At 71.6% G+C, this 26,681-nt stretch carries 24 protein-coding genes; 18 read left to right on the top strand and 6 right to left on the bottom strand.

From position 1 onward, the window contains the following. Positions 1 to 2 precede the first annotated feature (2 nt). Genes RT282_RS02705 through RT282_RS02695 form a run of 3 tightly spaced genes read left to right on the top strand, consistent with a single transcriptional unit; the run spans position 3 to position 5,750 of the window. Positions 3 to 1,883 carry an Hsp70 family protein gene (locus RT282_RS02705; RefSeq protein ID WP_313312592.1) on the top strand — a complete coding sequence of 627 codons (1,881 nt, stop codon included), beginning with the start codon at positions 3 to 5 and terminating at the stop codon, positions 1,881 to 1,883. A 4-nt stretch (positions 1,884 to 1,887) separates the two neighbouring features. After that, positions 1,888 to 2,922: a PDDEXK nuclease domain-containing protein gene (locus tag RT282_RS02700; protein WP_313311618.1), complete on the top strand. Its 1,035-nt coding sequence runs from the start codon at positions 1,888 to 1,890 to the stop codon at positions 2,920 to 2,922. Continuing rightward, entirely contained in the window at positions 2,919 to 5,750 is a 2,832-nt protein-coding gene (locus tag RT282_RS02695) for an Hsp70 family protein (RefSeq protein ID WP_313311617.1), read from the top strand. Before RT282_RS02700 ends, RT282_RS02695 begins: the two co-directional genes overlap by 4 nt. Before the next feature lie 6 nt (positions 5,751 to 5,756). Here RT282_RS02695 and RT282_RS02690 read toward each other — a convergent pair whose 3' ends face one another. Beyond that, the gene (locus RT282_RS02690) at positions 5,757 to 7,280 is read right to left on the bottom strand and encodes an endoproteinase ArgC (RefSeq protein ID WP_313311615.1); all 1,524 of its coding nucleotides are present in this window, start codon (positions 7,278 to 7,280) and stop codon (positions 5,757 to 5,759) included. A 58-nt stretch (positions 7,281 to 7,338) separates the two neighbouring features. Beyond that, positions 7,339 to 7,911 carry a Holliday junction branch migration protein RuvA gene (ruvA, locus tag RT282_RS02685; RefSeq protein WP_312306236.1) on the bottom strand — a complete coding sequence of 191 codons (573 nt, stop codon included), beginning with the start codon at positions 7,909 to 7,911 and terminating at the stop codon, positions 7,339 to 7,341. A gap of 85 nt (positions 7,912 to 7,996) precedes the next feature. On the opposite strand from ruvA, the gene RT282_RS02680 reads away from it, so the two are divergent. The 3 genes from RT282_RS02680 (at position 7,997) to RT282_RS02670 (ending at position 10,279) form a co-directional block, all read left to right on the top strand. Then, positions 7,997 to 8,941: a PhoH family protein gene (locus RT282_RS02680; RefSeq protein ID WP_313311613.1), complete on the top strand. Its 945-nt coding sequence runs from the start codon at positions 7,997 to 7,999 to the stop codon at positions 8,939 to 8,941. 64 nt (positions 8,942 to 9,005) lie between these two features. Next, entirely contained in the window at positions 9,006 to 9,458 is a 453-nt protein-coding gene (gene ybeY, locus RT282_RS02675; RefSeq protein ID WP_313311611.1) for an rRNA maturation RNase YbeY, read from the top strand. 71 nt (positions 9,459 to 9,529) lie between these two features. Next, on the top strand, positions 9,530 to 10,279 hold the full coding sequence (locus tag RT282_RS02670; protein WP_313083169.1) for a sulfite exporter TauE/SafE family protein: 750 nt from the start codon (positions 9,530 to 9,532) through the stop codon (positions 10,277 to 10,279). Between the two features lie 25 nt (positions 10,280 to 10,304). Here RT282_RS02670 and dtd read toward each other — a convergent pair whose 3' ends face one another. Beyond that, complete coding sequence (gene dtd / locus RT282_RS02665; protein WP_312306244.1) at positions 10,305 to 10,760, bottom strand: D-aminoacyl-tRNA deacylase; 456 nt, start codon at positions 10,758 to 10,760, stop codon at positions 10,305 to 10,307. Next, positions 10,757 to 11,743, bottom strand: coding sequence for a cation diffusion facilitator family transporter (locus RT282_RS02660; protein ID WP_313311609.1), 987 nt, complete (start codon positions 11,741 to 11,743; stop codon positions 10,757 to 10,759). The genes dtd and RT282_RS02660 overlap by 4 nt, the downstream gene beginning before the upstream one ends. A gap of 118 nt (positions 11,744 to 11,861) precedes the next feature. Here RT282_RS02660 and RT282_RS02655 point away from each other — a divergent pair, with 118 nt between their 5' ends. From RT282_RS02655 to RT282_RS02625, 7 genes are read left to right on the top strand one after another with little or no spacing between them, the layout of a single operon-like run. Further along, positions 11,862 to 13,973 carry an EAL domain-containing protein gene (locus RT282_RS02655; protein WP_313311607.1) on the top strand — a complete coding sequence of 704 codons (2,112 nt, stop codon included), beginning with the start codon at positions 11,862 to 11,864 and terminating at the stop codon, positions 13,971 to 13,973. A 31-nt stretch (positions 13,974 to 14,004) separates the two neighbouring features. After that, complete coding sequence (locus tag RT282_RS02650; protein WP_313312590.1) at positions 14,005 to 15,486, top strand: AMP nucleosidase; 1,482 nt, start codon at positions 14,005 to 14,007, stop codon at positions 15,484 to 15,486. 17 nt (positions 15,487 to 15,503) lie between these two features. Beyond that, positions 15,504 to 16,685 (top strand): GGDEF domain-containing protein, encoded by a 1,182-nt coding sequence (locus RT282_RS02645; protein ID WP_313311605.1) that lies wholly within the window; start codon positions 15,504 to 15,506, stop codon positions 16,683 to 16,685. 43 nt (positions 16,686 to 16,728) lie between these two features. Then, positions 16,729 to 17,670 carry an ATP-binding cassette domain-containing protein gene (locus tag RT282_RS02640; RefSeq protein ID WP_313311603.1) on the top strand — a complete coding sequence of 314 codons (942 nt, stop codon included), beginning with the start codon at positions 16,729 to 16,731 and terminating at the stop codon, positions 17,668 to 17,670. 1 nt (position 17,671) lies between these two features. Beyond that, a complete protein-coding gene (locus tag RT282_RS02635) occupies positions 17,672 to 18,472 on the top strand; it encodes an ABC transporter permease (protein ID WP_313311602.1) in 801 nt (266 codons plus the stop codon). Then, a complete protein-coding gene (locus RT282_RS02630) occupies positions 18,469 to 18,963 on the top strand; it encodes a pyridoxamine 5'-phosphate oxidase family protein (RefSeq protein ID WP_313311600.1) in 495 nt (164 codons plus the stop codon). Before RT282_RS02635 ends, RT282_RS02630 begins: the two co-directional genes overlap by 4 nt. Next, a complete protein-coding gene (locus RT282_RS02625; RefSeq protein ID WP_313311599.1) occupies positions 18,960 to 20,303 on the top strand; it encodes a GAF domain-containing protein in 1,344 nt (447 codons plus the stop codon). Before RT282_RS02630 ends, RT282_RS02625 begins: the two co-directional genes overlap by 4 nt. A 1-nt stretch (position 20,304) precedes the next feature. Here RT282_RS02625 and RT282_RS02620 read toward each other — a convergent pair whose 3' ends face one another. Together RT282_RS02620 and RT282_RS02615 are read right to left on the bottom strand one after the other, a co-directional pair. Further along, positions 20,305 to 21,018 carry a hypothetical protein gene (locus RT282_RS02620; RefSeq protein WP_313083191.1) on the bottom strand — a complete coding sequence of 238 codons (714 nt, stop codon included), beginning with the start codon at positions 21,016 to 21,018 and terminating at the stop codon, positions 20,305 to 20,307. A gap of 137 nt (positions 21,019 to 21,155) precedes the next feature. After that, on the bottom strand, positions 21,156 to 22,745 hold the full coding sequence (locus RT282_RS02615) for a GMC family oxidoreductase N-terminal domain-containing protein (protein WP_313311598.1): 1,590 nt from the start codon (positions 22,743 to 22,745) through the stop codon (positions 21,156 to 21,158). A 113-nt stretch (positions 22,746 to 22,858) separates the two neighbouring features. Here RT282_RS02615 and RT282_RS02610 point away from each other — a divergent pair, with 113 nt between their 5' ends. The 5 genes from RT282_RS02610 to RT282_RS02590 all read left to right on the top strand — a co-directional run bounded on the left by RT282_RS02610 (position 22,859) and on the right by RT282_RS02590 (position 26,676). Continuing rightward, on the top strand, positions 22,859 to 23,707 hold the full coding sequence (locus RT282_RS02610; RefSeq protein ID WP_312306940.1) for a 3-hydroxybutyryl-CoA dehydrogenase: 849 nt from the start codon (positions 22,859 to 22,861) through the stop codon (positions 23,705 to 23,707). 166 nt (positions 23,708 to 23,873) lie between these two features. Then, positions 23,874 to 24,674 carry an aldolase/citrate lyase family protein gene (locus RT282_RS02605; protein WP_313311596.1) on the top strand — a complete coding sequence of 267 codons (801 nt, stop codon included), beginning with the start codon at positions 23,874 to 23,876 and terminating at the stop codon, positions 24,672 to 24,674. 190 nt (positions 24,675 to 24,864) lie between these two features. Further along, a complete protein-coding gene (locus RT282_RS02600; protein WP_313311595.1) occupies positions 24,865 to 25,326 on the top strand; it encodes a MarR family transcriptional regulator in 462 nt (153 codons plus the stop codon). Positions 25,327 to 25,356: 30 nt separating this feature from the next. Further along, positions 25,357 to 25,773: an organic hydroperoxide resistance protein gene (locus RT282_RS02595; RefSeq protein WP_313311593.1), complete on the top strand. Its 417-nt coding sequence runs from the start codon at positions 25,357 to 25,359 to the stop codon at positions 25,771 to 25,773. A 144-nt stretch (positions 25,774 to 25,917) separates the two neighbouring features. Beyond that, positions 25,918 to 26,676, top strand: coding sequence for a metallophosphoesterase family protein (locus RT282_RS02590; protein WP_312756149.1), 759 nt, complete (start codon positions 25,918 to 25,920; stop codon positions 26,674 to 26,676). Positions 26,677 to 26,681 lie beyond the last annotated feature (5 nt).

Raw genomic sequence — 26,681 nt, 5'->3', positions numbered from 1 at the left:
CAATAGCTTCCAGCGCAGACGGGACGGGCGCTGGAAGCCAAAAACACCCTGAACCGCGCTACAGCATCGGCATCGACCTGGGCACCACCCACTGCGCCCTGTCGTGGGTGGACGAGTCGGGCAGCGACGGCGAGCGCGTGGTCCAGGGCGTGCTGGACATCCCGCAGCTGACAGCGCCCGCCAGCGTGCAGGCCCAGCCGCTGCTGCCGTCATTTCTGTACCTGCCCCACGAAAGCGAGCTGAGCGCCGCCGACCGCGCCCTGCCCGGCCAGGACGCACCGCCGCCCTTCGTGGTGGGCGAATTCGCCCGCGCGCGCGGCGCGGCCACGCCGATCCGGCTGGTGTCCAGCGCCAAGAGCTGGCTGTGCCACCCCGGCGTGGACCGGCGCGCCCCCCTCCTGCCGGCCGACGCACCCGAGGAGGTGCCGCGCCTCTCGCCGCTGCAGGCCAGCACCGAATACCTCAACCACCTGCGCCGCGCCTGGGACCAGGCCCACCCCGAGGCGCCCTTGAGCGCGCAGCGCGTCACCGTGACCATCCCCGCCTCGTTCGACCCGGCCGCGCGCGAGCTGACGGCCGAGGCCTGCCAGGCCGCCGGCTTTGAGCACCTGACGCTGCTGGAGGAGCCCCAGGCCGCGCTGTACAGCTGGATCCAGGCCAGCGGCGGCGCCTGGCGCAAGCAGGTCCGCGACGGCGACGTGATCCTGGTGGTGGACGTGGGCGGCGGCACGACCGACCTGTCGCTCATCGCCGTGCGAAGCGAAGGCGGCAGTCTGCAGCTGCAGCGCGTGGCCGTGGGCGAGCACATCCTGCTGGGCGGCGACAACATGGACCTGGCCCTGGCCTACGGCGCGGCGCGCAAGCTGGCGGCCGAGGGCAAGCAGCTGGATGCCTGGCAGACCCGCGCCCTGGCGCACGGCTGCCGCGCCGCCAAGGAGCAGCTGCTGGCGCAGGACGCGCCGGCCAGCGTGCCGGTGGTCGTGCCCAGCCGGGGCAGCAAGCTGATCGGCGGCAGCATCCGCACCGAGGTGACGCAGGAAGAAGTGCTGCAGCTGCTGGTGGAGGGCTTCTTCCCGCCCGCCGCCATCACCGACCGGCCGCAGGTGCGCGCCCGCGCCGCGCTGACCCAGCTGGGCCTGCCCTACGCGCAGGACGCGGCCGTCACGCGCCACCTGGCGGCCTTTCTGTCGCGCCAGGTGGAGGCCACGGCGCGACCCGAGGGCGCCGGCTTCGTGCACCCCACGGCCGTGCTGTTCAACGGCGGCGTGCTGAAGGCGCCGCAGGTTGAGTCCCGCATCCTGCAGGTGCTGAACGGCTGGCTGGCCGCCGAAGGCGCGCCGCCCGCGCGGTTGCTGGAGGGCGCGCAGCTGGACCTGGCCGTGGCGCGCGGCGCCGCCTACTTCGGCCACGTCGCGCACGCGGGCGCCGGCGTGCGCATCCGCGGCGGCACGGCGCAGAGCTACTACGTGGGCGTGGAGGGCAACCTGCCGGCCATCCCCGGCATGGAGCCGCCGCTGTCCGCCCTGTGCTTGGCGCCCTTCGGCATGGAAGAAGGCACCGAGGTGGCGCTGGCCGAGCAGCAGTTCGGCCTGGTGGTGGGCGAGCCGGTGCGGCTGCGCTTTTTCGGCTCCAGCGTGCGCCGGCAGGACACCGTGGGCACGCTGCTGGAGTTCTGGTCGCCCGGGGAGCTGGTGGAGCTGCAGGAGATCGAGCTGCACCTGCCATCGGAAGGCCGCGCGGCCGGCGAGGTGGTCCCCGTCACCCTGCACGCGCGCGTGACCGACATCGGCACGCTGGAGCTGCACGCCGTGCCCGTGGGCGGGCATGAGCGCTGGAAGGTGGAGTTCGACGTGCGCGCGCCGTCTGCCGCCGCCCAGGGCTGAAGCCATGGCCGAGCGCCCCGTCGCCCTGACCCCGCCGCCCGGCGGCTACGCCGAGTGGCTGGCCGAGCTGAAAACGCGCATCCACACCGCCCAGCAGCGCGCCACGCTGGCGGTGAACCGCGAGCTGGTGCTGCTGTACTGGCAGATCGGCCGGGACATCCTGCAACGCCAGGAGCGCGAGGGCTGGGGCGCGAAGGTCATCGAGCGGCTGGCGCACGACCTGCGGGCGGCGTTCCCGGACATGAAGGGGTTTTCGCCACGCAACATGAAGTACATGCGTGCCTTTGCCCAGGCGTGGCCCGATACCGAATTTGTGCAACAGGCTGCTGCACTATTGCCCTGGGGGCACAACCTGGTGCTGCTGGACAGGCTGCCCGGCCCCAAGACGCGCCGCTGGTACGCGGCCCAGGCGCTGGAGCACAACTGGTCGCGCAACGTGTTGGTCATGCACATCGAAAATCGCCTGCTCGAGCGCAGCGGCGCGGCGGTGACCAATTTCGAGGCGCGCCTGCCTGCGCCGCAGTCCGATCTGGCGCGCGAGTCGCTCAAGGACCCTTACCGCTTCGATTTCCTGGGCCTGAGCGAGGAGGCACACGAGCGCGACATCGAAACCGCCCTGGTGCGCCACGTGACCGAATTCCTGCTGGAGCTGGGCGCGGGCTTTGCTTTCGTCGGGCGCCAGGTGCTTTTGAACGTGGGCGGCGACGAGTTCTTCATCGACCTGCTGTTCTACCACCTCAAGCTGCGCTGCTACGTGGTCATCGAGCTCAAGGCCGGCGCCTTCAAGCCCGAACACCTGGGCCAGCTGGGTTTCTACCTCACCGCCGTGGACCGCCAGGTCAAGGACGAGCGCGACAACCCCACCATCGGCCTGCTGCTGTGCAAGAGCAAGAACAAGGTGGTGGCCGAATACGCCCTGGGCGACCGGGGCCAGCCCATGGGCATTGCCGAATACCGGCTGCTCGAATCCCTGCCGGCCGAACTGCAGACCAGCCTGCCCAGCATCGAGCAGATCGAAAGCGAACTGGGCGACCTGTGAGCACACCCCGCTACGCCGTCGGCATCGACCTGGGAACCAGCCACACGGCCGTCGCCTACGCGCCGCTGGACGGCGGCGCGGACGGCATCCGTCTGCTGCCTGTTCCCCAGCGCCTGTCGCCCGCCGAGGTGCAGGCCGACGTGCTGCTGCCCTCCATGCGCTACCAGGCGGCGCCGGGCGAGCTGGGCGAGGCCTGGCGCACGCCCTGGCCGCCGCTGGGCGCGGACGACGAGGCCCCGGCCGTCGTCGGGCGCTGGGCGCGCGGCCTGGGCGCGTCCGCGCCGCAGCGGTTGGTGGCCAGCGCCAAGAGCTGGCTGTCGCACGCCGGGGTAGACCGCAGCGCGCCCATCCTGCCCTGGGGCGCGGGCGACGAGGTCGCGAAGATCTCGCCACTGGATGCGTCCGCCAGCTACCTGGCCCACCTGCGCGCCGCTTGGGACGCCGCCCACCCCGATGCCCCGCTGGCGCAGCAAAGCGTGGTGCTGACGGTGCCGGCGTCGTTCGACGAAGGCGCGCGCGCCCTGACCCTGCAGGCGGCGGAGCTGGCCGGCCTGCCGCCGCTGCAGCTGCTGGAAGAGCCCAAGGCCGCCTTCCACGACTGGCTGGTGCTGCAGGGCGATACCCTGGCCGCGCAGCTGGCCGCCAGCCGCCTGGTGCTGGTGGTGGACGTGGGCGGCGGCACCACCGACCTGACGCTGATCCGCGTGGACGGCGCGGCGGACGGCGCCCTGCCCGCGCTGACCCGCATTGCCGTGGGCGAGCACCTGATGCTGGGCGGCGACAACATGGACCTGGCCCTGGCGCACCGGCTGGAGCCGCACTTCGCCCCGCCCGGCCAGCGGCTGGCGCCGGCGCGCTTTGCCGAGCTGGTGCAGCGCTGCCGCGCCGCCAAGGAGCGGCTGCTGGCGCGGGAGTCGCCCGCCGGCGTGCCCGTCACGCTGCTGGGCACGGGCTCGGCCCTGCTGGCACAGACGCGCAGCGCCACCCTGACGCGCGAGCAGGTGCACGCATGGGTGGTCGAGGCCTTCCTGCCCACCGCCGGGCTGCACGACGCCCCCGAGCGCCGCCAGGGCGCCCTGCGCGGCCTGGGACTGCCCTACCCGGCGGACGCGGCCATCTCGCGGCACCTGGCGCTGTTCCTGGCGCGCCACGCGGCGCAGGCGCTGCCCGACACGGTGCTGCTCAACGGCGGCGTGTTCCACGCCCACGCCCTGGCCGAGCGCCTGGCCGACCTGCTGGGCCACTGGCGCGGGCAGGCCGTGCGCGTGCTGCACAACCCGCATCCGGACTGGGCCGTGGCCCGCGGCGCGGCCGCCCACGCCCTGGCGCAGCACCAGGAAAAAATACAGTCAAATCAGCCTCAAACCCAGTCAGGGCAAGCGCGAGTAGCTATCAAAAGCGTAGTTCCCCGCATCGGCGGCGGCTCCGCGCGCAGCTACTGGCTGGTGCTGCCGGCGCAGGGGGGCGCAGCCGCCCAGGGCGTCTGCCTGCTGCCGCGCGGCACCGAGGAGGGCACGCGCCTGGTGCTGACCGGGCGGCGCTTCGCCCTGGCGCTGGGCCAGCCCGTGCGCTTCACGCTGGTGGCGCGCAGCCAGGGCCAGGCCCAGGCCGGGCAGATCGCGCCCATCGAGGGTGAAGGCTGGACCGAGCTGCCGCCCCTGGCTGCCGTGCTGCCCGCCCCGCCCGGCCGCGCCACGGCGCGGGTGGAGGTGCAGCTGCAGGCCAGCATGAGCGAGGTGGGCACGCTGCAGGTGCGCTGCGTGGCCGAGCACGACGCCGGGCACAGCTGGCTGCTGCCCTTCGCCGTGCGCGGCGATGCATCAGAAACCATAGCTGCCGGCGCAGGCCCATCAAGCGCTGCAGCCCCAAAAGACCCGCAATCTGCAACCGACGTCCGCCTGCCCGAGGCCGTCGCCCTGCTGGAGCGCATCTTCGGCAGCCAGGCCCAGGACGTGGCCGCGCGCGAGGTGCGTCAGCTGCGCCAGTCGCTGCAAAAGCGGCTGGGCCCGCGCGAGGACTGGCCGCTGGCGCTGCTGCGCACCCTGTTCGACGCGCTGCTGGAGCGCGCCCGCCGGCGCCGGCGCAGCCCCGAGCACGAGCGCGCCTGGCTCAACCTGGCCGGCTGGTGCCTGCGCCCCGGCGTGGGCGCGGCGCTGGACGCCTGGCGCATCGACCAGGTCTGGCAGTTGCACGCCCAGGGCCTGGCCCACCCGCGCGAGGCGGCCAACTGGACGGAGTGGTGGGTCTTCTGGCGCCGCGTGGCCGCCGGCCTGGACGAAGCCCGCCAGATGCAGCTGCTGGAAGAAGTGGCCGGCTGCATGCAAAAGGCCGTGCAGCGCAGCGGCGCGGCCCGCAGCGCCTGGGGCAGCTACGACGACATGCTGCGCCTGTTTGCCGCCATGGAGGCCGTGCCCTGGCAGTACCGCCGCGAGATGGGCCAGTGGATGCTGGCGCGCCTGCAAAAGCCGGGCGAGCCGCAGCAGACTTGGTGGGCCATCGGCCGCCTGGCGGCGCGCACGGCGCTGGCGGCCAATGCCCACCGCGTCATGCCGCCCGAGGCGGCGCAGGAATTTTTAGCCGCCGCGCTGGCGCAGGACTGGCGCAAGAACGAGCACGCCATGTTCGCCGCCGTGCAGATCGCCCGCAGGACGGGCGAGCGCACGCTGGACCTGGCGGACGGCGTGCGCGCCCAGGTGCTGGCAAAGCTGCAGGACAGCGCGGCGCCCGAGCGCTGGGTGAACCAGGTGCGCGAGGTGGTGCAGCTGGATGCCGAGGACCGCCAGCGCAGCCTGGGCGACAGCCTGCCGCCGGGGCTGGCGCTGATCTGACGACGTTCAGGCGCCGGGATTCAGCCAGTTCTTGATCGCCTCGCGGTAGCTCAGGTCGAAGCGACCGTAGTGGTCCACCCCGGTGGGCACGGCGCAGCTGGAGCTGCCGCCCAGCAGCTGGCCGACCACGTAGCGGCGCTCTCCCAGGGTGACGAAGGCGGCCGAGCCGCTGCTGCCGCCCTCCACTACGCCCGACTGCCAGTTCAGCGTCAGGTAGGTGCCTTCGGTCGCGTCGCTGCTGCTGCAGAAGCTGCCGCCGCAGACGCTGTAGCGCTGCAGTGTGCCCAGGCTGATCTTCTGCGGATCGCCCGCGGGGTGGTGCACGTCCGCCAGCGCCGTACCGGGCTGCAGCGGGGTGCCGAAGTACGAGCCGGCGTAGACGATGCCGGCCGGCGGCGGATTGTTCAGCCGCATCAAGGCGGTGTCGGTGCGCGCCGCCGCGTACAGCAGCGTGGCGCCACCCGCCACGCGCGTGGCGGCCGGGGTCGTGCCGGCGGCGCCGCAGCCAGGGGCGCGCAGGAACCAGTCGGTGGTCAGCGTGGAGGCCACGGCCTGGGTGCCCACGCAGTGGTTGGCGCTCAGGAAGTACGGCGTGCCGGAGGAAGAGGCGTCGTTCATCAGCGTGCCGGTGCACAGGTAGGTCTGGCCGTCCTCGCGCACGAACAGCATGCGGGCCACGGAGCGGCTTTGCTCCAGGTATTCGGGCCGGCAGGCCACGTCCACGTTGCAGCTGCCCGCGGCCTTGGGCAGCAGAGCCTCCTCGGCCTGCTGCGGCGCCTGGGTGAAGTGCGACAGGCGCGGCACCGACAGGCGCACGGCGGCGATGTCGGCGGCGCTGGCGACCTCGATCTCCAGCGTGGTCTGGGCGCCGCCGAAGTCGGGGCTCCACCAGGTGCGGGCCACAGTCTCATCGGCGCCGCCCTGGGCGTTGCGCGCGGCCAGCTCCTGCAGTTGGCGGGCGCTGATCTGCACCACGTCGCCCTGCGGCGTGCCGTAGGCGCGCAGCACGGCGCCCTCGGGCAGGGCCTGCACCAGCACGCCCAGGCGCACGCCGTGCGCGCCCTCGGCCACGAAGCGCAGCGCCGCCACCTGCGTGCCGCGCGCGCCCGGCTGCCAACGCAGCAGGCGGGCCGTGGCCTCGGGCGTGGCGGTGTCGGCCACGCTGCGCGCCTGGCCGATCTGCAGCGGCGTGCCGGGGTCGACCAGGGCGGCTGCCTTCACCGACGTTGCGGCCAGCGGGCCCAGGGCCACGGTGCGCGCGTCCTGCGCGGCGGCGGCGGCTTGCGCCCCCTGCTTGGTGGCCTGGACGGCCTGGGTTGCGCCGGGATCGTAGGGTTCGATCCGGTCGCTGCCGGAGGGGGTCGGTGCTGGCGCCGGCGCCGGTGACGGAGCCGGCACGGGGCCGGGCGGCGGCGCGGGGGTGGGCTCGGGCGTGCTGCTGCCGCTGCCGCCGCCGCAGGCAGCCAGAGCCAGCAGCAGGGACAGGGAGGCCCAGCGGGCGCGGGCGTGCAGGGACGAAGGAGAAGGCATGGCGAGGTCCTCGGGTATGAAGAGTTGGGGTAATTCAGTGATGGGTAGGTTGGCCGCGTCAGCGCGCCAGGGCCTTGAGCGCCAGCTTGATGCCCTCGCTCACGCCCACGTCGGCCGGCAGGGCCTTGAGGGCGGCGGCGGCTTCCTTGTCGTTGTAGCCCAGCGCCTGCAGGGCCTGCAGGATATCGGCCTGGGCGTCGGTGGCGGCATGGGCGCGCGCGCCGATGTCGGCGCCCAGCTTGCCCTTGAGCTCCAGCAGCAGCCGCTCGGCGGTCTTCTTGCCGATGCCCGGCACCTTGACCAGTCGGGCGCCCTCCTGCAGCGACACGGCCTGCGCCAGGTCGGCCACGCCCATGCCCGAGAGGATGGACAGCGCCGTGCGCGGCCCCACGCCGGCGACCTTGATCAGCTCGCGGAAGGCCTGGCGCTCGGGCGCGCTGGCAAAGCCGTAGAGCAGCTGCGCGTCCTCGCGCACGATGAACTGCGTCAGCAGGCTGACCTGCTGGCCCACGGCCGGCAGGTTGTAGAAGGTGCTCATGGGCACCTGTACCTCGTAGCCCACGCCGTGGCAGTCCAGCAGCACCTCCGGGGGGTTCTTCTCCAGCAGCGTGCCGGTCAGTTTGCCTATCATGGATATCCTTTGCGCCCCGCCGCACGCCCGCAGCGCGCGACGCAGGCCCGTCCCTACTGTGTCGAATCGAGCGGAAATTATCAGCGTGATCCTGCGCCACACCTTCACTCCCCACAACAACACGCGGCTGTCCCACCTGTGCGGCCCGGCGGACGCCCACCTGCGCACCATCGAGGCGGCGCTGCAGGTCAAGATCGCCCACCGCCACGAGCAGTTCAAGGTGGACGGCCCGAAGGCGCGCGCCACGCAGGCGATGGAGCTGCTGCAGGCGCTGTACGAGATGGCCGAGCGGCCCATCAAGGACGAGCAGATCCAGCTGATGCTGGCCGGCGACGCCAAGCTGCAGGGCGCGGACGCCGACGCCCCCCTGCTCACCACGCGCCGCGCCGACCTGCGCGCGCGCACCACCGGCCAGGGCGCCTACCTGGCCAACATCGCCACGCACGACATCACCTTCGGCATCGGACCGGCCGGCACCGGCAAGACCTACCTGGCGGTGGCCAGCGCGGTGGACGCGCTGGAGCGCGGCGCCGTGCAGCGCATCGTGCTGACCCGTCCGGCGGTGGAGGCCGGCGAGCGCCTGGGCTTTTTGCCCGGCGACCTGACGCAGAAGGTCGACCCCTACCTGCGCCCGCTGTACGACGCGCTGTACGAGCTGATGGGCTACGACAAGGTGCAAAAGGCCTTCGAGCGCAATGCGCTGGAGATCGCGCCGCTGGCCTTCATGCGCGGGCGTACGCTGAACAACGCCTTCATCATCCTGGACGAGGCGCAGAACACCACGCCCGAGCAGATGAAGATGTTTCTCACGCGCATCGGCTTCGGCGCGCGCGCCGTGGTGACGGGCGACGTCAGCCAGATCGACCTGCCCAAGGGCTCGCTGAGCGGGCTGATCGACGCCGAGCGCGTTTTGAAGCGCGTGCAGGGCATCGCCTTCAACCGCTTCACCAGCGCCGATGTGGTGCGCCACCCGCTGGTGGCGCGCATCGTGGACGCCTACGACGCGCGCCAGGGCCGGCGCGGCGACTGATGTCAAAAATAATAGCTGCCAGCGCTTATCCAGCAAGGGCTGGAGGCCAAAAACACCTCAAACCATGGCACTGAACCAACTGAGCCTGTCGCTGCAGTTCGCCCAGGGCGCCACGCAGCACCGCGCCCTGCTGCCGCGCCACAGGGTGGCCCGCTGGATCCGCCACGCGCTCAGCGTGGATGCCGAGATCACCGTGCGCATCGTCGGCAGCGAAGAGGGCCGCCGCCTGAACCACGAATTCCGCCACAAGGACTACGCCACCAACGTGCTGACCTTCGACTACCAGCAGGAGCCCGTGGCCGTGGCCGACCTGGTACTGTGCGCCCCGGTGGTCGAGCGCGAGGCGCACGAGCAGAACAAGACGCTCGAGGAGCACTACGCCCACCTGCTGGTGCACGGTGCGCTGCACGCCCAGGGCTGGGACCACGAAACCAGCGACGAGGACGCCCGCGAGATGGAGGCTTACGAGACCGCCATCCTGCAGGAACTGGGCTTTGCCGACCCCTATGCGGCGTAATCCGGCAAGTAAAGCAGCGTAACCCCCGGCATACCCAATCCGCCGGCCCGGCGCGCCTAAGATCGGCGCCGATGTTCGACACCGCCCTGCTCCTGGCCGCCGCCTTCGTCGCCGGCGCTCTCAACTCCGTCGCCGGCGGCGGCAGCTTTCTGACCCTGCCGGCGCTGGTCTTCACCGGCATGCCGCCCGTGGCCGCCAACGCCACCGGCACCGTGGCGCTGCTGCCCGGCTACATGGCCGGCGCCTGGGGTTTCCGCGAGGACATGCAGCCGCCGCCCGGCCTGTCCATGCGCGCCGTGGTGCTGCTGTCGCTGATCGGCGGCTCGGCCGGTGCCGCGCTGCTGCTGTTCACCCCCGACGACGTCTTCAACCAGGTCGTGCCCTGGCTGCTGCTGGTGGCCACCGCCATGTTCGCCTTCGGCCCGCAGCTGCGCCAGTGGGCGGGCTCGGGCAGCCACGGCCCCACGTCGCCCCTGAAGGCCGGGCTGGGCATGCTGGCCGTGGCGGCCTACGGCGGCTACTTCAACGGCGGGCTGGGCATCTTGCTGCTGGCGCTGTTCGGCCTGCTGGGCCAAACCCAGCTGAATGCCATGAACGGCATGAAGAACCTGGTGTCGGCCCTGCTCACGGCCATTGCCGTGGCCATCTATGCGGTGGGCGGCATCGTGGAGTGGAAGCAGGCCTTCCTGATGATGATCGCCGCCACCCTGGGCGGCTACGGCGGCGCCCGCGTGGCCCGCAAGCTGCCGGCACCGGTGCTGCGCTGGGGCATCGTGGCGACGGGGCTGGTGATGGCGGGCGTGTTCTTCTGGCGGCTGTAGCCGCCGCGCCTCGCCCGGCGCCGCCTTAGGGGGCAGTCGGCGGTGCGATGCGCAACGGGATGGTCACGGGCCCGTCGTTGACCAGATGGACCTGCATGTCGGCGGCGAACTCGCCCGTCTGCACGTCGGGGTGCGCCGCGCGGGCCCGCTCGACGAAGTAGTCGTACAGCCGCCGCCCTTCCTGCGGCGCGGCGGCCTGGGTGAAGCTGGGGCGGTTGCCGCCGCGCGTGTCGGCGGCCAGGGTGAACTGGCTGACGATGAGAAGGGCGCCGCCCACATCCTGCACGCTGCGGTTCATCTTGCCGGCCTCGTCGCTGAAGATGCGCAGCTTCAATACCCTGGCCAGCAGGCGGTCGGCCTCGGCCTCGGCGTCTCCCTGCTCGGCGCACACAAGCACCAGCAGACCGCTGCCGATGCGGCCGGTGACGCGGCCTTCGACTTCCACGCGCGCCTCGCGCACGCGTTGCAGCAGGCTGATCATGAGCGCCTTTCCTCCACCTTCTTTTCCTCCTGTTGTTGCTGCTCCCTGCGCGCCTGCAGCGTCTCAAACACGGTGGTGTGGTCCCGCGGCAGCAAGGCGATGGTGGCGCGCAGCCCGGGCACGGCATGCACCAGCGCCCGCTCGACGGCGCGGCGCTCGCGCGCGGCCTGCCCCAGTGTCCAGTCGTGGGGCAGGTGCATGTGTAGGTCCAGATGGTTGCGCGCGCCGGCGCGACGCGAGACCAGGTCGTCAAAGACCACGGCTCCGCCGCTGGCGTCGGCGTGCGTCTGCAGCACCTGCTGCACGCGCGCAAGCAGCGCCGGGTCCATGGCCTCGTCCATCAGGCCCTGCGAGGCGCTCCACAGCAGCCGCGCACCTTCGCGCAGGATGTTCAGCGCCACGCCAATGGCCACCACCGGGTCGACCCACAGCCAGCCCGTGGCGCGCACGGCCAGCAGCCCGGCGACCACGCCCACTGAGGTCCATACGTCCGTCAGCAGATGGCGGGCATCGCCCTCCAGCGCCGCCGAGCGGTGCACCCGGGCCGCACGCAGCATGCCCCAGGCCAGCAGCGCGTTGCAGGCCGTGCTGGCCAGCGACAGACCCAGGCCCCAACCCACCGCCTGGACGGGCTGCGGCTGCAACAGGCGCAGCGCCGCTGCCCACACGATGGCCACCGCCGCCCCCAGGATCAGGATGCCCTCGAAGCCTGAGGAGAAATACTCGGCCTTGTGGTGCCCATAGGGGTGGCAGTCGTCGGCCGGGCGGTGCGCCACGGTGACCATGGCCAGCGCGAACACCGCTCCCGCCAGGTTGACGAAGGACTCCAGCGCGTCCGACAGCAGGCTGACCGAATCGGTCACCCACCAGGCGGCCATCTTCAGCGCGATGGTGAGCAGTGCCACCGCCACCGACACGCGCAGCAGGTTGGCGGGCGTCATCCAGGGCGGCAGGGAGGGCCGTGCAGGCTCGGTGGCGGACATGGCCGGCATTATCCTTGCAGGGCCTTGAAAGCCGTTGGGCGGGCCCTTTCCTGCTCCAACAACTCGCCAAGGGCGTTCCGGTAGGCTATAAGCTCTAAGCGCGCCAAGCGCATCTGCCATGCAAGCCCCCACCACGTTTCCCGCACCGCTGACCCAGGCCGAGCTGCCCGGGCGGGCGGCGCATACCGGCGATCCGCTGCTGCGCCTGCTGGCCGATGCCGTGCCAGTGATGCTGGCCTACTTCAGCGCGTCGGACCTGCGCTGCGTGTTCGCCAACCAGCGCTACGCCCAGTTCGCCGGCCTGACGACCAGCAGCATCATCGGCCGCACGGTGCGGGAGGTCATCGGCGAGGCGGCCTGGCAGACCATCCTGCCGCACGTGCAGCGTGCACTGGCCGGGCATACCGCACACTACACGCGCGACCACGTGATGGCCGACGGCCAGGTGCGTGCGCTGGAAACCAGCCTGGTGCCGCATCTGGCCACGCCGGCCGCCGGTGGTGCGCCCGCCACGGTGGGCGCCTTCGTGCTGATCAACGACATCACCCACCACCGCCACGCCGAGCAGGCCGTGCGCGAGAGCGACGAGCGCATGCACAAGTTCGCCGCCGCCACCGAGGAAGGCATCGCCTTTCACACCGACGGTGTCATCCTGGACTGCAACGAGGCCCTGCAGCGCCTGACGGGCTTCGAGCGCGCCGAGCTGGTGGGCCGGCCCATCATCGACTTTGCCCTGCCCGAGTACCGCCAGAAGGTGCTCGACTACGTCGGGGGCGGGCGCGAGGACCCCTACGAGGTCGCCGTGCGCCACAAGAACGGACACGCGGTGCAGTTCGAGGTGGTGGGCAAGACCATGCCGCTGGTGGCCGGCGGCTACCGGGTGGTGGTGGTGCGCGACATCACGGCGCGCAAGCAGGCGCAGGAGCGCGCCGAGTTCCTGGCGCTGCACGACGCCCTGACCCTGCTGCCCAACCGACGCCAGCTGATGGAACATCTGGGCGTCGTGCTGGCCCGGGCGCAGGCCGACCAGCGGCACGTGGCCCTGCTGTTCATCGACCTGGACCACTTCAAGACGGTCAACGAGTCCCTGGGCCACGAGGCCGGCGACCTGCTGCTGTGCGATGTGGCACGCCGCCTGCAGGCCGATGGCGGCGAGGCCCGGCTGTTTGCCGCACGCGTCGGCAGCGACCAGTTCGTGGCGGTGCTGCCCGACCTGCCCAACGGCCTGGAAGCCGCCGGCACGGCCGAGGCGCTGCTGGCCCGCGTGCGTGCCCCCTACACCATCGGCGGCATGCCGCTGTCGATGGCCTCCTCCATCGGCATCAGCGTATTCCCCGTGGACGGGCATGGTGCCGACGAGCTGCTGCACCGCGCGGCCACCGCCATGCAGCACGCCAAGGACAGCGGGCGCGGCACGCACATGTTCTACGCCCCCGACATGGAAGGGCAGCCCGCCGCGCTGCTGCGCCAGGAGCACCTGCTGCGCCAGGCCGTGCTGCAGGGCAGCTTCGTGCTGCATTACCAGCCCCAGGTGCGGGTGGACAACGGCCAGCTGCACAGCTTCGAGGCGCTGGTGCGCTGGCAGCACCCGGACCGCGGCCTGGTGGGGCCGGACGACTTCATAGGGCTGGCCGAGTCGCGCGGGCTGATCACCCCGATAGGCCGCTGGGTGCTGCGCGAGGCCTGCCGCCAGCTCAAGGCCTGGCACGACGAGGGCCTGCCGCGCGTGCCGGTGGCCGTGAACCTCTCGGCCATCGAATTCCGCCAACGCGACGTGGTGGCCGACATCGCCCGCGTGCTGCACGAATGCGACTTGCAGCCGTGCTACCTGGAGGTGGAGATCACCGAGTCGGCGCTGATGCAGCAGGGCAGCCAGACGCGCGAGACGCTGCTGGGCCTGCAGTCCCTGGGCGTGGCCGTGGCGGTGGACGACTTCGGCACCGGCTACTCGTCGCTGGCCTACCTCAAGCGCTACCCGCTCAACAAGATCAAGGTGGACCGCTCCTTCGTCGCCGACACGCCGGACGACGGCGACGACGTGGCCATCGTCACCGCCGTGGTACAGATGGCGCGCAGTCTGCAGCTGCAGTCCGTGGCCGAGGGCGTGGAAACGCCCGAGCAGCTGGCCCTGCTGCGCAGCCTGGGCTGCGACCTGGCCCAGGGTTACGGCATCGCCAGGCCCATGGACGCCGCCCAGGCGGGCCAGTGGCTGCGCGCGCTGCCTGCCTGAAGCCGTCATACAGGCCATGGAAAATACCCGCATGGCCCACCTACCCGACTTTCCCGAGCCCACCCTGCACAGCGACCCGGCCGAGGCCCTGGCGCAGGTGCAGCGGCTGTACCAGCAGCAGATCGAGCACCTGCGCAGCGCCATGCGCGACTTCGTGGCCGGCAGCGTGCCCGCCGGCCCGGTACGCGCCTTCTACCCCTACGTGCGGCTGCAGACCACCACCGTGGCGCGCGCGCCCACCCAGCTGGCCTACGGCTTCGTGGAGGGGCCGGGGCGCTACGAAACCACGCTGACCCGCCCCGACCTGTTCGCCCGCTACTACCTGGAGCAGCTGCAGCTGCTGCGCGCCAGCCACGGCGTGGAGCTGGAGGTGGGCCTGAGCACCCAGCCCATTCCCATCCACTTCTCGTTCGCCGAGCACGACCACATCGAAGGCACGCTCAGCCCCGAGCGGCGCCTGCTGATGCGCGACGTGTTCGACCTGCCCGACCTGGAGGCCATGGACGACGGCATCGCAAACGGCACCTGGCAGCAGCGTCCGGGGGAGGCTCAGCCGCTGGCGCTGTTCACCGGCCCGCGCGTGGACTATTCGCTGCACCGCCTGCGCCACTACACCGGCACCCAGCCCGAGTGGTTCCAGAACTTCGTGCTGTTCACCAATTACCAGTTCTACATCGACGAGTTCGTGCGCCTGGGCCATGCCGAGATGGCCCGCGCGGACAGCGAGTACGTCGCCTTCATCGAGCCCGGCAACGTGGTCACGCGCCGCACCGACCTGCCGGCCGAGGCCGAGGACGCGCTCGGCCTGGCGCCGCCGCGCCTGCCGCAGATGCCGGCCTACCACCTGGTGCGGGGCGACCGCAGCGGCATCACCATGGTCAACATCGGCGTGGGCCCGAGCAACGCCAAGACCATCACCGACCACATCGCCGTGCTGCGCCCGCACGCCTGGATGATGCTGGGCCACTGCGCCGGCCTGCGCCACAGCCAGCAGCTGGGCGACTACGTGCTGGCCCACGCCTACGTGCGCGAGGACCATGTGCTGGACGAGGAACTGCCCCTGTGGGTGCCCATCCCGGCGCTGGCGGAGATCCAGGTGGCGCTGCAGCAGGCCGTGGCCGACGTGACGCAGATGCCGCAGGACCAGCTCAAGCGCATCATGCGCACCGGCACCGTGGCCAGCACCGACAACCGCAACTGGGAGCTGCTGCCCGACAACCTGCCCCAGCGCCGCTTCAGCCAGAGCCGCGCCGTGGCGCTGGACATGGAGAGCGCAACAATAGCCGCCAACGGCTTTCGCTTCCGCGTGCCCTACGGCACGCTGCTGTGCGTGAGCGACAAGCCGCTGCACGGCGAGATCAAGCTGCCCGGCATGGCCAACCACTTCTACCGCGAGCGCGTGCAGCAGCACCTGCTCATCGGCATGCGCGCCATTGACATCCTGCGCCAGGGCGGCGTGCAGCGCCTGCACAGCCGCAAGCTGCGCAGTTTTGCCGAGGTGGCGTTCCAGTAACGCCTGCCGGACCCGCCATGCGCGCCCTGGACGTCGCCTCGCTTGGCCTGCTCACGGCGGGCCAGCTGGTGACCATGGCCGCGCTGCTGCCGCTGGTGATGGGGCGGCGCATCAGCCCCGCCGCGCGGCGGGCGCAGCGTTTTTTCCTGCTGCAGGCGGTGGCGTGGACCTCGCTGTTCGTGGCCAGTCCGCCGCGGGGCAACTTCTGGGCACCATGGGTCCTGACCGGCACCGCGGCCGTGACCATGCTGGGCCAATGGACCCTGGGCGGCGCGCTGGCGCTGTGGCTGGGCCCACGCCCTGGGCGCCGCGCCTTGCTGCTGTGCTGCCTGGCCGGCCCGGCGGGCTTTGCGCTGCTGTGGCCCGACGCACTGGCGCGCTTCGTCTGGTTCAGTGCCGTGCAGGGCCTGGGGCTGCTGATCCTGGCGCGCATGTGCCTGCGTCCTGGCCGCGAAAGCGCGCGCCGCTGGCGCTGGGTGCTGTGCGGCGCCGGCGGCGCGGTGGTGCTGGGGCTGTGGTCCCGCGCCGCCTGGGCCTGGCTGGGCGGCGTGCCGCACAGCTACGCCAGCCAGGGGCCCGTCAACCAGGCCTTCATCATCCTGAGCAGCCTGTGCATCACGGCCATGTTTGCCAGCGTGCTGGGTGCCTGGCGCGACGAGACCAGCCAGCAGTTGCGCTCCCTGGTCGTGACCGACGAGCTCACCGGCCTGCTGAACCGGCGCGGCTTCGAGGAGCAGGCGCAGGCCATGCTGGCCCGCGCCGTGCGCCAACGCCAGCCGCTGGCCGCCCTCATGCTCGACCTGGACCACTTCAAGCGCGTCAACGACGCCCTGGGCCACGAGGCCGGGGACCAGGCCCTGCGCCTGTTCGGCCGCTTGATGCGGGACCAGCAGCGCGAGAGCGACCTGGCCGCGCGCCTGGGCGGCGAGGAGTTCTGCCTGCTGCTGCATGGCGACGCGGCCTCCGCCCGGGCGCTGGAGGCCCGCCTGCGCCAGGCGCTGCGCGCCGCCGCTCCGGCGGAACTGGGCCACACGCTGGACTACAGCGCCGGGCTGGCGCTGCTCGAGGCGGGTGCGGAAGACCTGCCCGCGCTGCTCGCGCGCGCCGACGCTGCGCTCTACGCGGCCAAGGCGCAGGGACGCGGGCAGCTACAGGATGCGGCCACTGCAACTATCAATTCCATAGCTGCTTGCGCTTGATGGGCAAGGGCTAGAGGCCTTTTTGCTATAAAACCGCCACGCCATGCATCCACCGCCCCTGCTGGAAGTCACCGACCTGCGCAAGCGCTACGGCGGCAGCACCGTGGTCGACGGCGTGACCTTCGCCATCGCGCCGGGCGAGTGCCTGGGCGTGATCGGCCCTAACGGCGCCGGCAAGACCACCACCATCCGCATGTGCCTGGGCCTGACGGCGCCGGACGGCGGCACGGTGCGCCTGCACGCCGGCGGCATCCCGCTGCAGATGCCCGAGGACGCGCTGGCCATCAAGGCGCAGCTCGGCGTGGTGACGCAGTTCGACACGCTGGACCCGGACTTCACCTGCGCCGAGAACCTGGCCGTGTTCGGCCGCTACTTCGGCCTGGGCGCGCGCACCATGGGCGAGCGCATCCCTCGCCTGCTTGAATTCGCGGCCCTCACGCACAAGGCCGGCGCCAAGCCCGGCGAACTGTCGGGCGGCATGCGGCGGCGCCTGTCGCTGGCCCGCGCCCTGGTCAACGAGCCGCGTCTGCTGCTGCTGGACGAGCCCACCACCGGCCTGGACCCGCAGGCGCGCCACCTGCTGTGGGAGCGGCTGCAACTGCTGCTGCAGCAAGGCACCTCCATCCTGCTGACCACACACTTCATGGACGAGGCCGAGCGCCTGTGCTCGCGCCTGCTGGTGCTGGACCACGGCCGCAAGATCGCCGAGGGCCGGCCGCGCGAGCTGATCGCCGAGCACCTGGAGCGCGAGGTGGTCGAGGCCTACGGCAGCGGCGCCCTGGCCCTGGCCGGCGACGCACAGCTGCGCCCCCTGGCGCAGCGCGTGGAAGTCAGCGGCGAGACCGTCTTCTTCTACACCGGCGACGCGCGGCCGCTGCTGCAGGCCCTGGCCGCGCGCACCCCCCTGCGCACGCTGCACCGGCCCGCCAACCTGGAGGACCTGTTCCTCAAGCTCACGGGCCGGCAGATCCGGGAGGAAGGCTGACATGAACACTCCTTCGATCTGGCGCGCACCGGACCTGTCGGGCCGCTGGTGGCCCGTCTTCCTGCGCAACCTGCTGGTGTGGCGCAAGCTGGCCGTGCCCAGCCTGCTGGGCAACATCGCCGAGCCGCTGATGTGGCTGGTGGCCTTCGGCTACGGCATGGGGGCGCTGGTGGGCCAGGTCGACGTGGACGGCCAGCGCGTGCCCTACATCCTGTTCCTGGCCAGCGGCTCCATCTGCATGAGCGCCATGAACGCGGCAAGCTTCGAGGCGCTGTACTCGGCCTTCTCGCGCATGCACGTGCAAAAGACCTGGGACGGCATCATGAACGCGCCCATGAGCCTGGACAGCGTGCTGCTGGGGGAGATGCTGTGGGCCGCCTTCAAGGCGCTGTTCACCGTCACGGCCATCCTGGGCGTGATGCTGGCGCTGAACATCAGCCACAGTCCCAAGCTGCTGGTGGCCTGGCCGGTGCTGCTCTTCGCCGGCATCATGTTTTCCAGCATCGCGCTGATCTTCAACGCCCTGGCAAAGGGCTACGACTTCTTCACCTACTACTTCACGCTGGTGCTCACGCCCATGATGTTCCTGTCGGGCGTGTTCTTCCCGCGCGACCAGCTGCCCACGCCCGTGCGCATCGCCTCGGACTGGCTGCCGCTGACCAGCGCCGTGGAGTTGGTGCGCCCGCTGTTCATGGACCAGTGGCCGGCCCATCCCCTGCGCCACGGCCTGGTGCTGGCGCTCACCACGACCGCCGCCTTCTGGGTGGCGCTGGCGCTCACGCGCCGGCGCTTTCGCGCATGACCGGCCTGCTGAGCGCCGCGCACATCGCCTTGGTGGAGCAGGGCGTGTCTGCCATCGTGGCCTCGCGCGACGCCGCGCTGCGCCCCAGCGTGATGCGCGCCGTGGGCGCGCGCATCAGCCCGGACGGGCAGCACGTCACCGTGTATCTGCGGCCCAGCCAGTCGCACCAGCTGCTGGCGGACATTGCGGCCACGGGCCACGTCGCCGTGGTGTTCAGCGACCCGCCCTCGCACCGCACGCTGCAGGTGAAAGCCACTGCCGCCACGCTGCGCCCCGCCGGGCCGCAGGACGACGCCGGGCTGCGGCGCTACCTGGCGGCCATGCAGCGCGCCGTGGGCCAGGTGGGCTACGGCCCTGACTACGTGGCGGCCATGCTGGCTGCGCCGCCGCACGACGTGGTGGCCGTGGAGTTCACGCCCGAGTCCGCCTTCGACCAGACGCCCGGCCCGCACGCCGGCGCGCCGCTGCAGCAGCCCCGGGCCACCCCATGACCGAAGCCGCGCCCAAGCTGCGCTCCATCCGCGCCTGCCTCGAAGGCGCCATCCCCGCCATCATGGCCACCTGCGCGCCGGATGGGACGCCGAACGTGGCCTACATCTCGCAGGTGGTCTACGTGGACGAGGGTCACGTGGCGCTGTCGTTCCAGTTCTTCAACAAGACGCGCCAGAACATCCTGGCCAACCCCTGGGCCAACGTGCTGGTGCTGGACCCGGTCACGGCGCGCTTTTACCGCCTGCACCTGCGCTACCTGCGCACCGAGACGGCGGGAGCGCTGTTCGAGCGCATGCGGGCCCAGCTGGCGGGCATCGCGTCGCTGTCGGGCATGGCGGAGGTCTTTCAGCTCAAGGGCTCCGACGTGTATGCCGTCGAGCGCGTCGAGGCCGTGCCGGGCGAAGGGCTGGCGCCGGCCGCGCCGCGCGCCGATCTGCTGGGCGCCGTGCGCCTGTGCAGCCAGCGCCTGGCGCGCTGCGGCACGCTGGCCGAGCTGCTGCAGGCCGTGCTCGCCGGCCTGCAGGAGCACCTGGGCGTGCAGCATGCCCTAGTGCTCATGCTTGACGCCGCGGCGGGCCACCTCTACACCGTGGCCAGTCTGGGTTACGCCCGTTCGGGCGTGGGCTCGGAGATCAGGCTGGGCCAGGGCGTCATCGGCGTGGCCGCGCGCGAGGGCACGCCGGTGCGCATCAGCCACATGACCCACGCCGCCCTGTACAGCCACGTGGTGCGCAGCAGCCTGCAGGCGCCCGGCGCCGCGGCCGGCCTCGAGATTCCCTACCCCGGCCTGCCCGCGCCGCACAGCCAGCTGGCCGTGCCGCTCGTGAGCTGCGGGCGGGTGCTGGGCGTGCTGTTCGTGGAGAGCCCGCTGGACCTGCAGTTTCGCTACCCCGAGGAGGACGCGCTGGCCACGCTGGCCGGGCAACTGGCCGCGGCCATCGACCTGCTGCAGGCCGCGGCCGAGCCCTTGGAGGCCGCGCAGCCCGCACCCGCCGCCCCGCCCGCCAGCGGCCCGGCGCTGTGCGTGCGCCACTTCACGGCCAACGACAGCGTCTTCGTCGGCGACGACTACCTGATCAAGGGCGTGGCCGGCGCCATCTTCGCCAAGCTGCTGCGCGACCACGGCGCCACAGGGCGCGTGGACTTCACCAACCGCGAGCTGCGCCTGGACCCGCGCATCCGCCTGCCCGACGTGGCCGACAACCTGGAGGCACGGCTGCTGCTGCTGCAACGCCGGCTGCAGGAAAGCAGCACCCCCATCCGCATCGAGAAGACCGGGCGCGGGCGCTTTCGCCTGTGCCTGGGCGCGCCGGTGCGGCTGGAGGAGATGCCCGGCTGATTCAGGCAGCCAGGGCCTGCTCCAGCCTGGCCCGGGCGGCCTGCGTGAGGTGCGGGCGCACGGCGTCCAGCACCGCGGCAAAGGCGGGCGCCGGTGCGTGGGCACGCATATCGCCCAGGATGGCCGCGCGCTCGGCGGGCGACACGGAGGGGATCATCCAGCGCATGGTGAGCATCATCTCCTGCGGCGGGATGGAGGCCACCAGCGCGTTGTGCAGGTCCATGAGTTCCTCGTCGCTGTAGTGGGCCCAGAGCACGGCGTTGTGCTCGGTCTCCTCCACCTGCATGTGCGCGTAGTTGTGGCCCACGAAGGCCGCCAGCCCGGTGTACAGCGCATGGGCCAGCGCCGCGCGCTCCGCGCTGCCGGCGGCCAGCAGGGCGTGGGTGCCGACGGCCAGGCGGGCGATGTCGCGCTGGTGCTGCGCGTGCTCGTCCTCCACACGCTGGCTGGAGCCGGGGGCCCGGGCCTGCATGGCGGCGTGCACGAAGTGGTTCTCATGGTCTAGGTGGGAACGGCACAACGCCAGCAGCTCCAGGAGCTGCTGGCAGGCCTGGGCGCGCTCCAGGTCGTCATGCACGTCCATGCGGCCCACGGCCAGCAGGGTGTCGGCCATGAAGGCGCGCAGCGCCTTGTGGATGCCGGCGTACAAATCCAGGCGCGGCTGGGCCGCCTGGGCGGCGGCGATTTCGGCGATCTCGCGGGGGTCCATCTTCATGCTGTGCTTTCCTCAAAACCCCCGCTTGCGGGGGTGCTGCCCGCAGGCCCCATGCCTGCGCTTGCATGGTGGGAAAGTCTAGGAACGCCGTCCGCGGCGCGCTGCTAAAAAACGCTTATGCAAAGCCTAAGATTTCCTTAAGCCGCGCGGCGCAGCAGGTCGACGGCCTTCTCGGCGATCATGACCGTGGGCGCCGTGGTGTTGCCGCTGACGATGCGCGGCATGACCGACGCATCGACCACGCGCAGCCCCGCCAGGCCGCGCACGCGCAGCTCGGCGTCCACCACGTCCAGCGCGCCGGGGCCCATGCGGCAGCTGCCCACGGGGTGGTAGATGGTGTCGGCGTGCCGGCGGATGAACTGCTCGATCTGCGCCTCGGTCTGCGCCGCTGCCAGCGCCGGGCTCTCGCGGCCGCCGTACTGGGCCAGCGCGCCCTGCTGCAGGATGCGGCGCCCGATCTGAAAGCCCCGCACCAGGCGGGCCACGTCATCGGCTTCGGCCAGGAAGCCGGGGTCGACCAGCGGCAGCTGCAGCGGGTCGCCGCTGGCCAGGCGCACGCTGCCGCGGCTTTGCGGCTGCAGCAGGCACACGTGCAGCGAATAGCCGTGGCCGAACACGGTCTTGCGCCCATGGTCCACCAGCTTGCCGATGACAAAGTGCAGCTGCAGGTCGGGCGCGGCCTCGCCGGGCCGGCTCCTGAGGAAGCCCCCGGCCTCGGCGAAGTTGGTCGTCAGCGGGCCCGTGCGCTGGCGCCGCCATGCGCCGATGCCGCGCGCCACGTTCAGCCCGCCGCGCAGCGACAGGCCGAACAGCTCGGTCAGACGGGGCGCGTTGACCACCTGCACCACGTCCGGGTGGTCGTGCAGGTGCCGGCCCACCCCGGGCAGGTGGTGCAGCACGGCGATGCCGTGGCGCTGCAGCTCGTCGGCCGGCCCCACGCCCGAGAGCATGAGCAGCTGCGGCGACAGCAGCGCGCCGGCGCTCAGCAGCACCTCGCGCCGGGCGCGCGCCTCCTTCAGCTGCCCGCCCTGGCGATATTGCACGCCCACGGCGCGCCGGCCTTCGAAGAGGATGCGCGTGGCCTGCGCGCCGGTGACGACCTGCAGGTTGGGCCGCGCCCGGTGCGGCGTAAGGTAGGCCTTGGCCACGCTGTGGCGCTCGCCGTTCTTGTGCATGACCTGGTACAGGCCCACGCCCTCCTGCGTGGCACCGTTGAAGTCGCGGTTGGGTGCGTGGCCGGCCTGCACGGCGGCGTCGACAAAGACCTGGCTGAAGCGGTTGGGCGAGCGCAGGTCGGCCACGTTCAACGGCCCGCCCTGGCCGTGCCAGGCATCGGCGCCGCGCTCGTTGTGCTCGGCGCGCTGGAAGTACGGCAGCACGTCCGCCCAAGCCCAGCCGGGGTTGCCCTGGGCCGCCCAGTGGTCGTAGTCGGCTGGCTGGCCGCGGATGTAGACCATGGCGTTGACGGAGCTGGAGCCGCCCAGCACCTTGCCACGCGGCTGGTAGCCGGCGCGCCCGCCCAGGCCCGCCTGCGGCACGGTGGTGAAGCCCCAGCCGAACATCTCCGTCTTGGCCATGGCCGCCAGGCCGGCGGGGCAGTGGATGAGCACGCTGGTGTCGGGCGGACCGGCCTCCAGCAGGCACACGCGCACGGCGGGGTCTTCGCTCAGGCGGCCGGCCAACACGCAGCCGGCCGCGCCGCCCCCGATCACGACGTAGTCGAACATGGGCTTGTCTCCTCGGTATTTTTCGCTCCCTGTCCCGCAGGCGCGGCCCGCGCGGGCCGATGCCGATACGATCTCGGGGTTTGTCTTTTCGCGTTTACAAGAGGATTGCTTATATGACGATTTCGACCGTTGGCATCATTGGGGCGGGCACCATGGGCAACGGCATCGCGCAGGCCTGCGCGGTGTCCGGCATCAACGTGGTCATGGTGGACATCTCGGACGCCGCCGTGCAAAAAGGCCTGGCCACCGTGGCCGGCAGCCTGGACCGCCTGATCAAGAAGGACAAGATGAGCGCCGCCGACAAGGACGCGGCCCTGGCGCGTATCAAGACCTCGACCAGCTACGACGACCTGAAGGCCGCGCAGATCGTGATCGAGGCCGCCACCGAGAACTACGAGCTCAAGCTGAAGATCCTCAAGCAGGTGGACGCGCTCGTGGCGCCCGAGGTCATCATCGCCTCCAACACCTCGTCGATCTCCATCACCAAGCTGGCCGCCGCCACCAGCCGGGCCGACAAGTTCATCGGCATGCACTTCTTCAACCCCGTGCCCATGATGGCGCTGGTAGAGATCATCCGCGGCCTGGCGACCTCCGACGCCACCCACGATGCCGTCAAGCAGCTCGCCGAGCGCCTGGGCAAGAGCCCCATCACCGTGAAGAACGCGCCCGGCTTCGTGGTCAACCGCATCCTGGTGCCGATGATCAACGAGGCCTTCTTCGTGCTGGCCGAGGGCTTGGCCACGCCCGAGGACATCGACGCCGGCATGAAGCTGGGCTGCAACCAGCCTATCGGCCCGCTGGCGCTGGCCGACATGATCGGCCTGGACGTGTGCCTGGCCGTGATGGACGTGTACCTGACCGAGTTCGGCGACAGCAAGTACCGCCCTTGCCCGCTGCTCAAGGAATACGTGGCCGCCGGGCGCCTGGGCCGCAAGACGGGCCGCGGGGTGTATACGTACTGACACCCCCCTGAGCCGCTTACGCGGCTTCCCCCCGCTCTCGCAACGCTGCGCGTTGCGGGCAGGGGGACGCAGCCCTCGCTGCGGGGCGGCCCTTGCTCGCCTGCCCTCGCTGGGGGCGCGCCAGTTGCAAGCGCAAGGGGTGGTACGCAGCTTTCAAGGAGAGGACATGCCTCAACGCAATACCTTCAAGCACGCCCTGGCCGCCGGCCAGGCGCAGATCGGCCTGTGGTGCACGCTGGCCTCGCCTTATGCGGCGGAGCTGGTCGCAGGCTCGGGCTTTGACTGGCTGCTGCTGGACACCGAGCACACGCCCGCCGACGTGCCGCTGGTGCTGCAGCAACTGCAGGCCGTAGGGGCCGAGCCGCTGGGGCGCTCGCATGCGGTGGTGCGCGCCGCGTGGAACGACCCGGTGCTGATCAAGCGCCTGCTGGACATCGGCGCGCAGACGCTGCTGCTGCCCTTCGTGCAAAGCGCCGAGGAGGCCCGCGCCGCCGTGGCCGCCATGCGCTATGCGCCGCGCGGCATCCGGGGCATGGGCGGCACCATGCGCGCCTCGCACTACGGGCGCGATGCCGATTATGTGCAGGGCGCCGAGAGCGAGCTGTGCCTGCTGGTACAGGTGGAGACGGCCGAGGCGCTGACGAACATCGAGGCGATCGCCGCCGTCGATGGTGTGGATGGCATCTTCATCGGCCCGGCCGACCTGTCGGCCAGCATGGGCTACCCCGGCAACGCCGGCCACCCGGCCGTGCGCGCCGCCATCGACGACGCCATCCGCCGCATCCGCGCCGCCGGCAAGGCGCCCGGCATCCTGATGGTCGACGAGGCCCGCGCCCGCGAATGCCTGGCGCTGGGCGCGCAGTTCGTCGCCGTGGGCATGGACATGATGCTGCTGCGCGACGCCGCCGACGGCCTCGCCGCCGCCTTCCGCCCCGAGGCGCGCGGCGCGGTGCGCACCGCCTACTGACACAGCCAGACAAGCCCGGCCGGGCCTGGCCCCGGCCCGCCAGGCTCTGACGTTTTCAAGCCAAATCGGCCTCAAACGCTTGTCCAGCAAGCGCTAGCAGCTCATTTTTCAATAGCACCAATCAACCCATCCCTACAACAAGATCGATAATTCAATTGCGCGCAATTGAATTGCACGAAATAATACAGCCATGGCTTCCCCGTCCCGCCCCTCCCCCCTGCCCTCCGAGCTGCTGCGCCTGGACCACCAGGTCTGCTTCGCCCTGTATTCCGCGTCGCTGGCCATGACCAAGCTGTACAAGCCGCTGCTGGACGCACTGGGCCTGACCTATCCGCAGTACGTAGCCCTGCTGGCGCTGTGGGAGCGCGACGGCCTCACCGTCTCCGAGCTGGGCGAGCGTCTGTTCCTGGATTCCGGCACGCTGACGCCGCTGCTCAAGCGGCTGGAGGCCGCTGGCCTGGTGGCGCGCCAGCGCGACCCGCAGGACGAGCGCCGGGTACGCATCACCCTCACGCCCGAGGGCCGTGCGCTGCGCGCGCGCGCCGAGGACATTCCGTGCTGCGTCATGCAGCGCAGCCAGTGCGACATCTCCGAGCTGCAGGCGCTCACGCGCCAGCTCACCACCCTGCGCGACCGCCTGGCCGCGCGCTGACCTTCCCCTCCGTTTCTGAAAGGAACACACATGGCCTCCCTCGACAAAGTCCTGTACACCGCCCGCGCCCACACCACCGGCGGACGCGACGGCGCCTCGCGCACCGACGACGGGCGCCTGGATGTGAAGCTGTCCGCGCCCGGCGGCAGCGGCACGGGCACCAACCCCGAGCAGCTCTTCGCCGCCGGCTACTCGGCCTGCTTCATTGGCGCCTTGAAGGCCGTCGGCCCGAAGCTGGGCGTTGCCGTGCCGCAGGACGTTGCGGTGGACGCCGAGGTGGACCTGGGCCCCATCCCCAACGCCTACGGCATTGCCGTGCGCCTGACGATCAGCCTGCCGGGGCTGGAGCGCGAACAGGCGCAAAAGCTGGTGGACGCCGCCCACCAGGTCTGCCCCTACTCCAACGCCACGCGCGGCAACATCGACGTGGCGCTGACGCTGGCCTGACCGAGCCGTCCGCACGGCGCAAGGCCCCGGTTCGCCGGGGCCTTGCGCGTTTTCCCTAGGCTGCGCCGCGGCCCGCTGCAAGCCAGCGCTCAGTTTCAGCCGCCATCATCAAGGGCTGCCCCGCACGCCGCCTGCCCGCTGTTCATGAAGCTCGCCCTGCTGTCCGACCTCCACGCCAACGTCCCCGCCTTCGACGCCTGCCTGGCCCATGCCCGGGCCCAGGGTGCCGACCAGATCGCCCTGCTGGGTGACCTGGTCGGCTACGGCGCGGACCCCGGCCCGCTGCTCGAGCGCGCCATGGCGCTGGTAGACCAGGGCGCGCTGGCCGTGCGCGGCAACCATGACGAAGCCGTGCTGCATCCGCCCGCCCAGGCGCGCAACCTGGGCGAGCAGAGCACGCAGTGGACCGCCCCGCGCCTGACCGACGCGCAGCGCGCCTTCCTGGCCGGCCTGCCGCTGACGGCGCGCGCCGGCATGGACGCGCTGCTGGTGCATGCCAGCGCCGACGCGCCCGAGCGCTGGCACTACGTGACCGACAGCAGCGCCGCCGAGCGCAGCATGGCCGCCGCCACCCAGGTGGACCCGGCCATCCGCTATGTCTTCAGCGGCCATGTGCACGAGCAGGCCCTGTACTTCCTCACCCCCACCGCCAAGCTGATGCGCTTCACACCGCAGCCGGGCGTGCCCGTGCCGGTGCCGCCGCACCGCCAGTGGCTGGCCCTGGTGGGCTCGTGCGGCCAGCCGCGCGACGGCGACCCGCGCGCCATGTACGCGCTGTTCGACGCCCAGGCCGCCACCATCACCTTCCACCGCGTGGCCTACGACCACCTGGCCGCCGCCGCCGCCGTGCGCGCCAGCGGCCTGCCCGAATTCTTCGCCGAGCGGCTGGAGCGCGGCCGCTAGCCGAT

The organism is Pulveribacter sp., assembly GCF_032079985.1.
Taxonomy (GTDB): domain Bacteria; phylum Pseudomonadota; class Gammaproteobacteria; order Burkholderiales; family Burkholderiaceae_C; genus Melaminivora.
Note: the sequence above shows the minus strand (reverse complement) of the source record. Positions and strands in the feature narration are given on the sequence as shown.